Annotated in this window: 13 protein-coding genes and 1 riboswitch; of the genes, 5 read left to right on the forward strand and 8 right to left on the reverse strand. The window is 63.0% G+C overall.

The window, feature by feature from the left end; genetic code table 11:
- Window positions 1-17 precede the first annotated feature (17 nt).
- The 5 genes from DL86_RS03810 to DL86_RS03830 all read left to right on the forward strand — a co-directional run bounded on the left by DL86_RS03810 (window position 18) and on the right by DL86_RS03830 (window position 3,230).
- Entirely contained in the window at window positions 18-428 is a 411-nt protein-coding gene (locus DL86_RS03810; RefSeq protein ID WP_084572682.1) for an AtpZ/AtpI family protein, read from the forward strand.
- Window positions 429-526: 98 nt separating this feature from the next.
- Window positions 527-1,267 (forward strand): F0F1 ATP synthase subunit A, encoded by a 741-nt coding sequence (locus DL86_RS03815; protein WP_036258337.1) that lies wholly within the window; start codon window positions 527-529, stop codon window positions 1,265-1,267.
- A gap of 52 nt (window positions 1,268-1,319) precedes the next feature.
- A complete protein-coding gene (locus DL86_RS03820) occupies window positions 1,320-1,547 on the forward strand; it encodes a F0F1 ATP synthase subunit C (RefSeq protein ID WP_026607288.1) in 228 nt (75 codons plus the stop codon).
- Window positions 1,548-1,610: 63 nt separating this feature from the next.
- Entirely contained in the window at window positions 1,611-2,732 is a 1,122-nt protein-coding gene (locus DL86_RS20420; RefSeq protein ID WP_245276218.1) for a F0F1 ATP synthase subunit B family protein, read from the forward strand.
- 15 nt (window positions 2,733-2,747) lie between these two features.
- Window positions 2,748-3,230, forward strand: a complete 483-nt coding sequence (locus tag DL86_RS03830; RefSeq protein ID WP_036258338.1) for a F0F1 ATP synthase subunit B family protein — start codon at window positions 2,748-2,750, stop codon at window positions 3,228-3,230.
- Between the two features lie 152 nt (window positions 3,231-3,382).
- Here the strand turns inward: DL86_RS03830 and gcvPB are convergent, their stop codons facing one another.
- The 8 genes from gcvPB to DL86_RS03870 all read right to left on the reverse strand — a co-directional run bounded on the left by gcvPB (window position 3,383) and on the right by DL86_RS03870 (window position 12,890).
- The gene (gene gcvPB, locus DL86_RS03835; protein WP_036258339.1) at window positions 3,383-4,948 is read right to left on the reverse strand and encodes an aminomethyl-transferring glycine dehydrogenase subunit GcvPB; all 1,566 of its coding nucleotides are present in this window, start codon (window positions 4,946-4,948) and stop codon (window positions 3,383-3,385) included.
- Entirely contained in the window at window positions 4,948-6,288 is a 1,341-nt protein-coding gene (gene gcvPA / locus DL86_RS03840; RefSeq protein WP_036258340.1) for an aminomethyl-transferring glycine dehydrogenase subunit GcvPA, read from the reverse strand. The genes gcvPB and gcvPA overlap by 1 nt, the downstream gene beginning before the upstream one ends.
- A 41-nt stretch (window positions 6,289-6,329) precedes the next feature.
- Window positions 6,330-6,704 (reverse strand): glycine cleavage system protein GcvH, encoded by a 375-nt coding sequence (gene gcvH / locus DL86_RS03845; protein ID WP_036258341.1) that lies wholly within the window; start codon window positions 6,702-6,704, stop codon window positions 6,330-6,332.
- Entirely contained in the window at window positions 6,704-7,870 is a 1,167-nt protein-coding gene (gene gcvT, locus DL86_RS03850; RefSeq protein ID WP_051952625.1) for a glycine cleavage system aminomethyltransferase GcvT, read from the reverse strand. Before gcvT ends, gcvH begins: the two co-directional genes overlap by 1 nt.
- A 51-nt stretch (window positions 7,871-7,921) precedes the next feature.
- A riboswitch (glycine riboswitch) is annotated at window positions 7,922-8,046 on the reverse strand.
- A gap of 171 nt (window positions 8,047-8,217) precedes the next feature.
- A complete protein-coding gene (locus tag DL86_RS03855; protein ID WP_156964463.1) occupies window positions 8,218-8,847 on the reverse strand; it encodes a hypothetical protein in 630 nt (209 codons plus the stop codon).
- 268 nt (window positions 8,848-9,115) lie between these two features.
- Window positions 9,116-10,435: a glycosyltransferase family 2 protein gene (locus DL86_RS03860; protein WP_036258342.1), complete on the reverse strand. Its 1,320-nt coding sequence runs from the start codon at window positions 10,433-10,435 to the stop codon at window positions 9,116-9,118.
- 387 nt (window positions 10,436-10,822) lie between these two features.
- On the reverse strand, window positions 10,823-11,617 hold the full coding sequence (locus DL86_RS03865) for an SDR family NAD(P)-dependent oxidoreductase (protein ID WP_036258344.1): 795 nt from the start codon (window positions 11,615-11,617) through the stop codon (window positions 10,823-10,825).
- Between the two features lie 49 nt (window positions 11,618-11,666).
- Window positions 11,667-12,890, reverse strand: a complete 1,224-nt coding sequence (locus DL86_RS03870; RefSeq protein ID WP_036258345.1) for a beta-ketoacyl-[acyl-carrier-protein] synthase family protein — start codon at window positions 12,888-12,890, stop codon at window positions 11,667-11,669.

Consider the following 12,890-nt stretch of genomic DNA (forward strand, 5'->3'; position numbering starts at 1 on the left):
GTTGTGGAGCGAGACGAGTGACGGAGCGCGGCAAGCAACGGGGCGACGATCAAAAACGCGAAGAAGAACGCCGGCGAACCGGTCGCGAAGACGAAGACCAGCGCGAAGAAAAGGCCTTGAGGGCTCGGCTCGACCGACTTTCAAGCGCGCTTGAAGCGCACCAGGACCCCAGCGCTCAGAACTCCGGGCAAGACGCGGCTCCCGCGGCCGGATCGCTGGGAAGCGCGATGAGCCTCGGCTTCCGCGTCCTGAGCGAATTCGTCGCGGCGGTGATCGTCGGCGCGGTCATCGGCTGGCAGATCGACGCATGGACTGGCGCATCGCCGGTTTTTCTTCTCGTCTTCCTTCTTTTCGGGACGGCGGCGGGATTTTGGAATGTCTATCGGATCGCCGTCAAACCTCCGGGTTCGAAGGGCGGGCTGGTTTAATCGCGGCGCAAAGCGCTGGACGAGGACGAGGATGAGCCGGATCGAAGCTCCGGCTGCTGATTCAGGCGAAGGATAGTCACGTGGCGGCAGAACATACCATGGATCCGATCCACCAGTTCAACATCGAGCGGATCTTCCCCCTGCATCCGTTCGGCGTCGATGCCTCGTTCACCAATGCCTCGCTGTTCATGCTGATCGTCGTCTTGGCGGGCTCGGCGTTGATGATCATCGGAACCTGGCCCAAGGCGCTGGTTCCCGGCCGGCTGCAATCGGCCGCAGAAATGACCTATGAATTCATTGCTTCGACCGTGCATATGTCGGCCGGACGCGAAGGAATGCGCTTTTTCCCCTTCGTCTTCACGCTTTTCCTGTTCGTGCTTTTCTCGAACCTGATCGGGCTCATCCCCTACACCTTTACGGTCACGAGCCAGATCATCGTCACCTTCGCGCTGGCCGCGCTCGTCATCGGCACGGTCATCATCTATGGCCTCATCCGTCACGGGACCCATTTTCTTGGGCTGTTCGTGCCCTCGGGCGTCTCTCCCGCCCTGCTTCCCTTCCTGGTGCTGATCGAAATCATTTCCTTCGTTTCCCGCCCGATCAGCCTCTCGGTTCGTCTCTTCGCGAATATGCTCGCCGGCCACATCACTTTGAAGGTGATGGGCGGCTTCGTCGCAGCCCTGCTCGGCGCCGGCGCCTATGCCGCCCTCGCCCCGCTCCCCCTCGCGGCGACGGTCGCGCTGACCGGCTTCGAGCTGCTTGTCGCCGTCCTGCAGGCTTACGTTTTCGCGATCCTCACTTGCGTCTATCTGAACGACGCAATTCATCCGGGACACTGAATAAATATCAACAACAGATCGGTGCCCACTTTCGTAAGCTTAGGAGTTAATAATGGATCCCGTTGCAGCTAAATTCATCGGCGCCGGCCTCGCCGCCATCGGCATGGGCGCCGCCGCCATTGGCGTCGGCCTGATTTTCGGCAATTTTCTCTCCGGCGCCCTGCGCAATCCAACGGCTTCCGACGCCCAGTTCGGGCGCGCCTTCATCGGCGCGGCGCTTGCGGAAGGCTTGGGCATCTTCGCCTTTCTGGTGGCGATTCTTCTGCTCTTTGTTAAGTAGTCATGATTCCGATGCGCCCGGATTCTTTCCGGGCGCATTTGCCTCGTCCCGGAGCGCCGGTCCATGAACAACGTCAAACCCCAATTGGAAGCGATTGCGCAAACGCTCGCCAAGCGCTTAGCGCAAGGCCTGCGCGGTCTCGGCGCGGCGCAGACAACGCTGGCGACGGCGGCGGCGCGCGCTAGTCGCCAATTCCAATCCGAGCTGGCCAAGTTCAAACTGGCGGAACTCTCGCCGTCCACATGGTCGCTCGTCGTCGCAGGCTCCGCAGGCGCAATCGCCGCCCTTGGCGTCTCCTTCGGCGCCCATCTGCTCGATAACTCGAGCGCGCGCGTCGTCCAACTCGATGAAAACATCGCCGCTTTGAGCAGGCGCGCGGATTTGCTCGAACGGACGGACAGCGAGTCCTTCGCCTCATCGCGCACAGCCTTGACCGCGCTCGACAATCGCGTCGCTGCGGCCGAAAGCGCCATAGCCAAGAGCACAGCCTTGACACATTCAGCCATTTCCGAGATCCAAAAAACCGTCAGCGCCCAGCTGGCGCCGCACGTTTCCTCAACCGGCGAAACCGCCGCCGTTAGCCCCGATCTCGGACCGCTCGAGATGCGCATCGCGGCGCTCGAAGGCAAGGCGAAACCGCATGGTCCCGCCCACGCGGAGACCGGCGCCTTGGAGCCGGCCGACGGCGGCCACGCCCCGGGGGCCTTTCCGCCCTTCGACTCGGGCAATTTTGCTCCCCTGCTCATCTGGCTGGCCCTGAGCTTCGGTTTGCTCTACCTGCTGATGTCCAAAATCGCCCTGCCCCGCGTCGAAAATATTTTGCACGCGCGCGCTGGCAAGATCACCAAGGACCTCAGCGAAGCGCATGCCTTCCGCGCTCAGTCGGAGCAGGCCGCCGCAGCGCATGACAAGACCATCGCCGACGCCCGGACCAAGGCGCAAACGGTGGCCCAGGAAACGCAATTCAAACTCAACGCCGAGGCGGACGCCAAACGCCACGCGCTCGAATCCAATCTCAACGCGAAGCTCGCCAGCGCCGAGGCCCAAATTGTCGAGACGAAGGCCAAGGCGATGGCGAATGTCGAAGAGATCGCCCGGGGAGCCGCAGCGGATATCGTGCGTCACATCACCGGCAAGCCCGCCGATCCCAAAGCCATCGATGCGGCGATCGCAGCCAAGTCCTGAGGCCGGAGAGATTTCATGTTCAATGAAGAGTTTTTCGTCGCCCTCGGCTTCGCGATTTTTGTCGCCCTCCTTGGCTATCTCGGCGTGCATAAGAAGATCAGCGCGGCGCTCGACGATCGCGGCGAAAAAATCAAGGGCCAGCTTGATGAAGCGGCCAAGCTCCGCACCGAGGCCGAGGCCGTTCTAGCCTCTTTCGAGCGGCGCCGGGCCGAGGCGGAAGCCGAGGCCGCCGCCGTCGTCGCCCAGGCCCATGCCGAAGCTGAGTCGCTCGCCAAGGAGGCACAGGTGCGTCTGGCGGATTTCATTCAGCGCCGCACCAAACAAGCCGAGGAGAAAATTGCCACAGCCGAAGCGCAGGCGATGGCCGAAGTGCGCTCCGCCGCCGCAGAGGCGGCAACCAAAGCGGCCGAAATCGTCCTGAAGGGCGAGGCTCAAGGCGCCTTCGGCCAGGAACTGATCGGCAAGAACATCGCCGATCTGAAAACGCTGTTCAACTGAAGCCAACGCTAGAGCATGTTCTTAAAATAAGAACATGCTCCAACTCATAGAATCCGAGCGATTCCTTTTCGATCAGATGATTCCGTCTGATCGGGAAACGCTCTTGGGCGCTGCGCTCCGGGCGGCTCCACTTTTCACTCCAACAATCTTCGTTATCGCGGCGCGGGTTTGGTCCATTTGAGGATCGGACTTCGCGCCGCGCGCGTCTCGTCAAGCCGTCTGCGCGGCGCATAAAAGGGCGCGCCAATGAAGCGCTCCGTCTCCCCGCGACGCGCCGCCATCGCAAGATCGCGCAAGGTCGCAATGAAGAGATCGAGCGAGGCCTTTGATTCCGATTCAGTCGGCTCAATCAGCATGGCGCCGTGGGCGACCAGCGGAAAATAGATCGTCATCGGGTGGAAGCCCTCGTCGATCATCGCCTTGGCGAAATCCAATGTCGAAAGCCCGGTCGGCTTCAACCAGGCGTCGTCGAACAAAACCTCATGCATGCAACGCTGATCGCCGAAGGGCTGCGACATCAGATCCTTGAGACTGGCGCGAATGTAATTCGCATTCAGAACGGCGTCCTCCGAAGCCTGCCGCAAGCCATCCGCGCCATGCGACAGCATATAGGCCAAGGCCCGCACGAACATGCCCATCTGGCCGTGAAAAGCGCTGATGCGGCCAAACGAGTCCGGCGCTTCGTCGAGATGCTCGACAAGGCGCAGCCCATCGCCGTCTCGGCGCAAGAAGGGAATCGGAGCAAAGGGCGCAAGCAGAGCCGACAGCACCACGGGACCGGCCCCCGGACCGCCGCCGCCATGCGGGGTCGAAAAGGTCTTGTGAAGATTGATATGCATCGCATCGACGCCGAGATCGCCAGGGCGCGTCTTGCCGGCGATGGCGTTGAAATTCGCCCCATCGCAGTAGAAATAGGCCCCAGCCGCATGCACCGCGGCGGCGATCGCGACAATATCCCTTTCGAACAATCCGCAGGTGTTCGGATTGGTCAGCATGATCGCGGCGACTTCCGGCCCGAGCCGGCTTTCGACCTCCGCGGCGTCGACGGTTCCGTCGCCGCGCACCGGGACGGAGCGAACCTCGAAGCCGAGCCGCGTCGCGGTCGCCGGATTGGTGCCATGGGCGGAATCGGGGACGAGAACGATTTTGCGGGTCGCGCCCTCGCCCTTGGCCGCGATCGCCGCCTTGATCGCCATCATCCCGCAGGCCTCGCCATGCGCGCCCGCCTTGGGCGACATGGCGACCGCGGCCATGCCGGTCATCTCCATCAGCCAATGGGCGAGTTCGCCGATCAGCTCCAGCGCTCCGGGAACGGTGGATTGCGGCTGCAAAGGGTGAATATCAGCAAAGCCGGGGCGGCGCGCCAAAGCCTCGTTGAGGCGCGGATTATGTTTCATCGTGCAGGAGCCGAGCGGGAATATGCCCGTATCGATGGCGTAATTCTTCTGCGACAGGCGCACGTAGTGGCGCATGGCCTCGGGCTCGCTCAAACCCGGCAGGCCGATCGGGTCTTTCCGTTCGAATCCGCCGAGGCGGTCCTTGAAAGGCGCGGGCTCATCGAGATCGACGCCGCTGACCTCCGGCCGGCCAATCTCGAAGATCAAGCCCTCCTCGATCGCGAGGCCGCGGTTGGAGGTGAAGGTCTCGATCTCCAGGCTCGTCGCCTCTCCGGCTTGCATCGAGCGCCCCTGCGTGGGGTGTTCTGGCCTGTTCAGCATCAAACCGCTCCTTGCAAAGCATCCGCGAGCGCCGCCCGATCTTCGTCCGTATTGACCTCGCTCGAGGCGACTAGAATCAAATCATCCAATCCGGCGCCCGGCAGAAGCCGCGAGACCGGCACGCCGCCGAGCACGCCTTTTGCCGCCAGAGACTCCACAGCCCGCGCGCCATCGCCTTGAACGCGGATCGTGAACTCATTGAAAAATGTTTTGTTGAGGACCTCGACGCCGGGCATCGCCTCCAGAAGCTCGGCGAGCTTGACGGCATTGGCGTGATTGATCCGGGCGAGCCGCCGCAAGCCCGCCTCCCCGAGCAAAGCAAGATGAATGGTGAAGGCGAGGCAGCAAAGGCCGGAATTGGTGCAGATGTTCGAGGTCGCCTTGTCGCGCCGGATGTGCTGCTCGCGCGTTGAAAGCGTCAGAACGAATCCGCGCCGGCCTTCCGCATCGACGGTTTGCCCGCACAAGCGCCCGGGCATCTGGCGGACATATTTCGCCTTGGCGGCGAATAGCCCGACATAGGGGCCGCCGAAACTTAAGGGGTTGCCGATCGACTGACCTTCGCCGACGACGATATCGGCCCCCATCGCGCCCGGCGGCGTGACGAGGCCGAGCGAGACGGCCTCGGTGAAGACCGCGATGAGAAGCGCGCCCTTCTCCTGGCAAATCGCGGCGAGCCCGGCGAGATCGCGCAAATTGCCGAAAAAATCCGGGCTCTGCACGACGACGCAGGCGGTCTGCGCGTCGACGAGGCCGGCAAGATCCTCGGCCGCGAAAACATCGGGAGGAAGGCTGACGACGGCGTCGCCGGTCATCGCGCAGGAGGTGCGCACGACCTCGGCGTAATGGGGATGCAGCCCGCCCGACAGGATCGCCTTGCCCCGACCAGTGACGCGATGGGCCATGAGCACGGCCTCGAGCGTCGCGGTCGATCCGTCATACATCGAGGCGTTGGCGACATCCATCCCCGTCAGGGCGGCGACCTGGGTCTGGAATTCGAAAATATATTGCAGCGTGCCTTGCGCGATTTCGGCCTGATAGGGCGTGTAGCTGGTCAAAAATTCCGAGCGCTGGATCAGATGGTCGACGCTGGCCGGAATGTGATGCTTGTAGGCGCCCGCCCCGACGAAAAACGGGACCGATCCCGCCGCGATATTCTTCGCGGCCAGCCCCGCAAGCAGGCGCTCGACTTCCATCTCGCTTTTGCGCATGGGCAGATCGAGCGGATGCTCAAGCCGCTTGTCGGCGGGAATGTCGGAAAATAGCGCGTCGATATCGGCGGCGCCGACGCGCGCCAGCATATCGGAGCGATCGTCGGCGGTGAGGGGAAGATAGCGCATGGCGGATCCGATCTGCTCATTTTTGCTTCGACTTGGATCATTCAGCCGAAAGTCTTGACGTAGTCCTGATAGGCGGCCTCGTTCATCAAGGTCTCGAGTTCGGCCGGGTCAGTGAGCTTGAGCCTGAAAAACCAGCCCGCGCCAGCGGCGTCCTGGTTGACCATTGCCGGCGTTTCCTCGAGCGCGCGGTTGATGTCGACGACCTCGCCCGAGACTGGCGCATTGACTCCGCTCGCGGCCTTGACGCTCTCGACGACGGCGGACTCGGCGCCTTTGGTCAAGCTCTTGCCGATCAGCGGCAGCTCCACGAAAACCACATCCCCCAATTGCGACTGCGCATAGTCGGTGACGCCTACAACGCCCTCCTCGCCCTCGATCCGGATATATTCATGCTCCTTAGTGTAGAATGTCGGCATCAGGCTCCCCTGTAATAGCGATGTGGAACGAAAGGCATGGAAGCCACTTTTGCCGGAATCGACTTTTCGCGCGCCAGCAATTGGACCGGAGCGCCGATCGCCGCATGGGCGGCGTCGACATAGCCCATCGCGATCGGCCGGCCGAGGCTCGGCGCGAAACCGCCTGACGTGAGGCGGCCGATCGCTTGGCCATCCAGCGCAGCGATTTGCGCGCCCTCCCTCGCGGGCGCCTTGCCCTCGATCAGAAAGCCGGCGCGGCGGCGCGAGGGCCCCTTGGCGATGGCCTGCAGGATCGCCTCGGCGCCCGGAAATCCGCCTTCTTCGCGACGCCGGCGCGGGATCGACCACGCCAGCCCGGCCTCGACAGGATCGGTCGTCCCGTCAATGTCATGTCCGCAGAGACAAAGACCGGCCTCCAGCCGAAGCGAATCCCGTGCGCCAAGGCCGATCAAAAGCACCTCCGGTTCGCTCAGGAGATCCTGCGCCAGAGCAACCGAGGCGGCGGCGGGAACGGAAATTTCGAAACCGTCCTCGCCGGTATAGCCCGAGCGGGAAATTTTGAGGTCGACGCCGCCAAGATCGATCTCACAAGCCGACATGAACGGCATTTTGGCCAAGTCCTGCGCCGCCAAGTCCTGTCCGGCGCGCCGCAGGCGGCGGACCAAGACCTCGGCGGCCTTAGGTCCCTGCAAGGCGAGCAAGGCCCGCTTGTCGAGAAGGGTAAGCGCGAGATCGGGAAGCTTGGCCGCGAGATGGGCGAAGTCGGCCGCCTTGGCGCCGGCGTTGACGATGAGAAAAAGGCGCTCCCGCCCTCCTTCGTCGGCAAGGCGCGTCACCATCAGGTCGTCGAGGATATGGCCATCGGGGTCGAGCAACTGGGTATAGCGCATCCGCCCCGGGGCAAGCCCCTCGATATCGCCGGGAACCAGCGTTTCGAGGCGACGCGCCGCCAATGGACCTTCAAGAATCGCCTGCCCCATATGCGATGCGTCGAAGAGACCAGCCTCCGCGCGCGTATGGAGATGTTCCTTGATGATCCCCGATGGATATTGCAGCGGCATGACATAGCCGGCGAAAGGCGTCATGCGTGCGCCGTGCGACCGGTGCAATTCATCAAGCGGCGTGCGCGCCAGATCGGGCGCAAAGGCGGACTGAATATCAGACATAGGACCCACTCGATCGGACAAACGCAAAGAACACCCACGCGAACGCGGCGCTTTGCCCCCTCTGTCCGGTGACCTGAGAGAATTCCTTCGCCCGAATTCGAGACCTTCGGCGCGAAGTTACCTCCGTCGGTGGATTTCCCGCGTTCGGCGGCAAATCGCTTTCCAGAGTGTCATCCCCCACGCGGTCCCTGTGCCTGAGCGTTTCCGGGGCGGTTGCGTCTTCGGCGCCGGCGCGCGCATCGCTGCGCGAGGCGGACTCTTCCGCTAGGGGTCTTGGTCTGACAACAGATTATGTCGGCGCGCGCGAGGCGATTGTCAATGGCTAGCACTCCGCCTGGCGCCCTGCTCTAAGGCTTGCCGCGCTTGGCGCTCGCCTTTTCCGCGCCTCCGCCCTCGTCGATGCCGACTTTGATGCTGTAGTCCTCCTCAGCATGGTCCTGAGTGAAGGGCACGAGCAGCGGTTCAGAGACGATGCTGTAACTCGCGTAAGTCTGGCCGGCCGCAATGGTCGCCGCCGCACGATAAAGCTTTGAGACGAGAGGCTGATCGTCGCTCTCGCGGATCACCGCCATCCGCACCGGCACGGTGAAACTGCCCGCGGCGCCGGCGGGGCCAAGCAGAACCTTGCCCGCGACCCCCACCTTGATCGCCAGCTTGTCGCCGTCGAGCGAACACTCGCGAACCGCATCGTCGAGAGATAATTGATAGCGCAGATTCGCGTTGGTCGGCGGCGCGCCGGCGTGGACTTGACTCGCCGCCGTACCTTCAAGAACGACGATTTCGGGACAAAATATTCGCTTGGCCTCGGCTCCTTTCGGCGCCGCGCCGCCGCCGAGCCCAAGAACACTCGCCGGTTTCGATCCACCGGCGTCGGACGAATCCAAATTGCCTACCTGGCCGCCACAGCCGCAAAGCCCCAGGACCGCGACGGCGGCCAGACCGAGCTTCGTCTTCTGGACCAAACCAGGTCGCTGCATTCGAAACCACTCCAAATGAAATCAAGCTTAGAGCGCCTTTAGAGCATATTCTCGTCGAACAGATTGGTTCGACCTGTTCGACGAGAACATGCTCAGACTCTTTAACACTGGAGCGATTTCTGATCGATCGAATGACTCCATTCGATCGGAAAGCGCTCTAGATCCGCGTGAATCTGGAGGCGCTCAAAATTGCTCTGGCTCTGAACTACAATAGTTTGGGCGAAAGCTCCAGTTCGGACGGATAGACAAAGGAGCCGCCGAGCGCCGTTCAATATGGGCTGATCTGATCGGTCGGCGCGATCGCGGGAATCGGACGCGTCTTCGGGGTGCGCGTCCATGTCTCCGTCGCGCCGAAAACCGTTTTCAGGATCGAGGGCGCGTTTGAAAGGCTGATATAAATCATCAGGGGGGTCAGCGAAGCGAGCGTGGCGAGATAGCGGGCAAGGGAGCCGCGCCGCAAAAGGAGATAAGGCGCCAGCGTCATTCCGATCGCGACCACCGCGATCAAAACCGCGATCAAATCAATGACCGGCAGATAGGCGGCGGGATCGCCGCCGCGAATCAGGATGCAGGCGAGAAGCGAGGCGCTGGCGATCGCCATGCAAGGATAGAAGGTCTGTATGAGAATAAGGAAGGTCGCCGATACTTTTCGCCGCGCTGACCAATCCGAGGTCCAAACCGCCTTGAGCAGCTTGCGGGCGACCTGAACGAAACCGTTCGACCACCGTCTTTGCTGGACCCGCCAATGCCGGACCTCATCGGGAACGAGGCCGGGCACAGGGGGATCCATGGCGAAAAGGCCATGCCATCCGGCGATTTCCGCGCGCACGGTGAGGTCAAGATCTTCGCAGAGCGAATCGGACGACCAGCCGCCCGCAGCCGAAATCGCCGAGCGCCGCCAAACGCCGCTAGTGCCGTTGAACTGAAACAGCCAGCCAGCGCGAAAGCGCGTCGCCTGCTCCATCGTAAAATGCGCGTCGAGCATCAGGCCTTGGGCGCGGGTCAGCCAATTGGTCCGGTAATTGGCGAATTCGCAGCGCGATTGCACGAAACTGGCGCGAGGGTCGCCGATCAAAGCCGGCATGACAGCGCGCAGCCAATGCGCGGGGGGGCGGAAATCGACATCCAGGACGCCGACATAAGGGGCGTCCGAGTGAAGGAGGCCGGCGGCTAGGGCGCCCGCCTTATATCCGGAGCGATCTCCCCGCCGCAGGTGCAAGACGTCGAAGCCTTGCTCGTGCAACTCGCCGATAACGCGCGCGGCGATAGCGCTCGTCTCGTCCAAACTATCGTCGAGTAGCTGAATATGCAGCCTATCGCGCGGCCAATCGAGCGCGGCGGCCGAGCGCAAGGCGTCCGCCACCATTTCAGATTCGTTGAAGACCGGGATCTGTACGAGGACATGGGGCAAGTCCGCCTCGGCCAAGACCGGCGCGGGAAGCGGCCGACCCCAGGGCGCTCCGGCCGCCCGCTCCACAAGATTGATGCCGATGAGGGTGATGAATCCGCCCCCGACAAAAAGCAGGCCGAGCACGGAAATAGCTAGGCTCGTCTCGCAAATCAACGTGAGAAGATCAAAGAAAACCAATGCCAAGCCCCCCTACGAATCGTCTTCTCCGGGCCGCGCCGCGGGCGCCCTCGGATCGGAGTCCGGCGAAACTCTCCGGAACAATGCCCTGGCGCGGTTTGTTTCGTTCGGGCGGCGCTGCGCTGCTTTTTCTTGTGCGCAAGCTAAAAACAATGCTCGAACGAGCCAAAGCCGGCGGATGTACTCAAGTCTTTGAATCTATGAAAAGGCCGGCGTAGACAACAAACAAATTGCAACAGATTGTTGCAGGAATTGAGCAACAATCTTTCTAATTTCTTAAGGAGCGCCAAAGTCTTAACAAAGTCTTGCCATAGATGCGAGACTGGCGGAGACCTGCCGGAGTTGGGAAGTTCTGCGGTTTCACCGATTCGCGGGTGAGATAGAGCCTCAGCGGACCCGTTCTTGGGTTTCGGGCACTTTCACATCGAACCGCGCCATGATTTTGTCGACCAGCCGCGCCGGAAGGGTTCGGGCGAGCCGCGTCGCGAGATAAAGCGGCCATGGAAATGCAACAACAGCCTTGCCGCGATCGAGGCCCCGCTGAATAATTCGCGCAGCTTGCGCATCGCTGACCTCGAACGGCTTTAGGCCTTCGATACTGTCGTTCAATGGCGTTTTGACGAAGCCGACGATCAGCAGGCTGACGCGAACCCCTTGGGGCTCGAGCCGGCCGCGCAATGATTCGGCATAGGAGTGAACCGCCGCCTTGGCGGCGCTATAGGCCGGCGCATAGGGCAGTCCGCGCAGGCCCGCCATCGATCCGACAAACGCGAACTGACCGTCCCCGCGCCCACACATCGGGGCGATCAGGGGTTCGACCGTATTCAAAACGCCAATGAGATTGGATTCGAGAACGGCGCGGACCGCTTGCGGGTCCTCGGCTATGCCGCTCGGCGACAGGCCGGTCGTGATCCCAGCGTTGGCTATGCAAAGATCAAAGCGGCGGGCGCCGTCGCGTTCGACAATCCATTGCCGCATCGCGTCTTGATCGCGCACGTCGAGGCGGCCAATATCGACCTCGGCGCCTTGCTCCCGCGCGGCGGCGGCGACCGCCTCCAGCCGCGCCTTGTTGCGCCCGATCAGCGCCAAAGCCACGCCGGGATTGGCATAGGTCAGAGCGAGCGCGCGTCCGATGCCGCTTGATGCGCCGGTGATCAGGATCGAGCGCGGCGCCCGTTTCACCTTGGCCTCTTAAAGCAGCGGATCTCGGCCGGGGGCGAAAGCGCAGCTTTCATGCGGCCTCGGCGCGGCGAATGACGAGACTGGCGTTGATGCCGCCGAAGGCGAAGGAATTGGTCAAGGCGAGCCGGATCGGCATGGGGCGCGCCTCGTTAGGCACCGCGTCGACCGGGCATCTCGAATCCGCCTCGCGCCAATTGATCGTCGGCGGCGCGATGCTTTCGCGAATCGCGCCAATCGTCACGACGAGTTCGAGCGCCCCGCCCGCGCCCAGCCCATGGCCATGAATGGGCTTGGTGGAGGACATCGGCAGGTGCGGGAGCCTCTTGCCGAAAACAAGGCCCATCGCCTCCACTTCCGAGATATCGCTGACGGTTGTCCCGGTTCCATGCGCGTTGACGTAATCGATTTCTTCGCTCTCGATCGCGGCGTCCCGCAAGGCGTTGCGCATGCAAGCCGCCGCCCCAGTCGAATCTGGCCGCACCGCGTCCTTGGCGTCGGCGGAGGTCCCATAGCCGATGATTTCGGCGAGCGCTTCGACGCCTCGGGTGCGGGCCAGACCGGCCTCCTCGAGGATGAAGACCGCCGAGCCGGCGCCGAGGATCATTCCATTGCGGCCCTTTGAGAAAGGCCGGCACGCGTCGGGCGAGAGCACCCGCAAGGATTCCCAGGCCAGCATCGAACTATTGGTGATGCAATCCTCGGTTCCGCCGACGATGGCGCGATCGATGAGGCCGGAGCGAATGAAATGCGCGCCCATGCCGATCGCCTGCGTCGCAGAGGCGCAGGCGCTGGCCACGGCGAAGCAGGGCCCCATGGCGCCGAAGCGGATGCTCACATTGGATGGGCTTGAGCTTGGAATGAGACGCGGCACGGTCAAGGGGTCGGGACGGCCCTGCTCAACCAGGGTCAGGTGAAGCCCGTCTTCCAAAGTATGCATGCCGCCGACGCCGGTCCCGATGATCGTCGCCGTGCGCGGGCCCATCGGCTCCGCGCGAGAGAGACCCGCTTGGGCCACCGCCTCGTCGGCGGCGACGAGGAGATAGCGGGCGACCGGATCGCAGAAGGGCAAGAGCTTGGCTTCGAGATGCGCGGCGGGATCGAACCCCTGCACCTGCGCCGAAATCCTGATCCGACCGCGATAGGGGCGAGGAAACTGGGTTTCGGCGATGCAGGAGCGGCCATCGCGGGCGGCGCGCCACAAAGCAGGCGCGCCGACGCCGGCGGCGGAGACAGCCCCCATGCCGCTGATGACGACCCGCCGCAATCCCGTCAT

The sequence above is a fragment of the Methylocapsa aurea genome (genome assembly GCF_000746085.1).
In the GTDB taxonomy this organism is placed as follows: domain Bacteria; phylum Pseudomonadota; class Alphaproteobacteria; order Rhizobiales; family Beijerinckiaceae; genus Methylocapsa; species Methylocapsa aurea.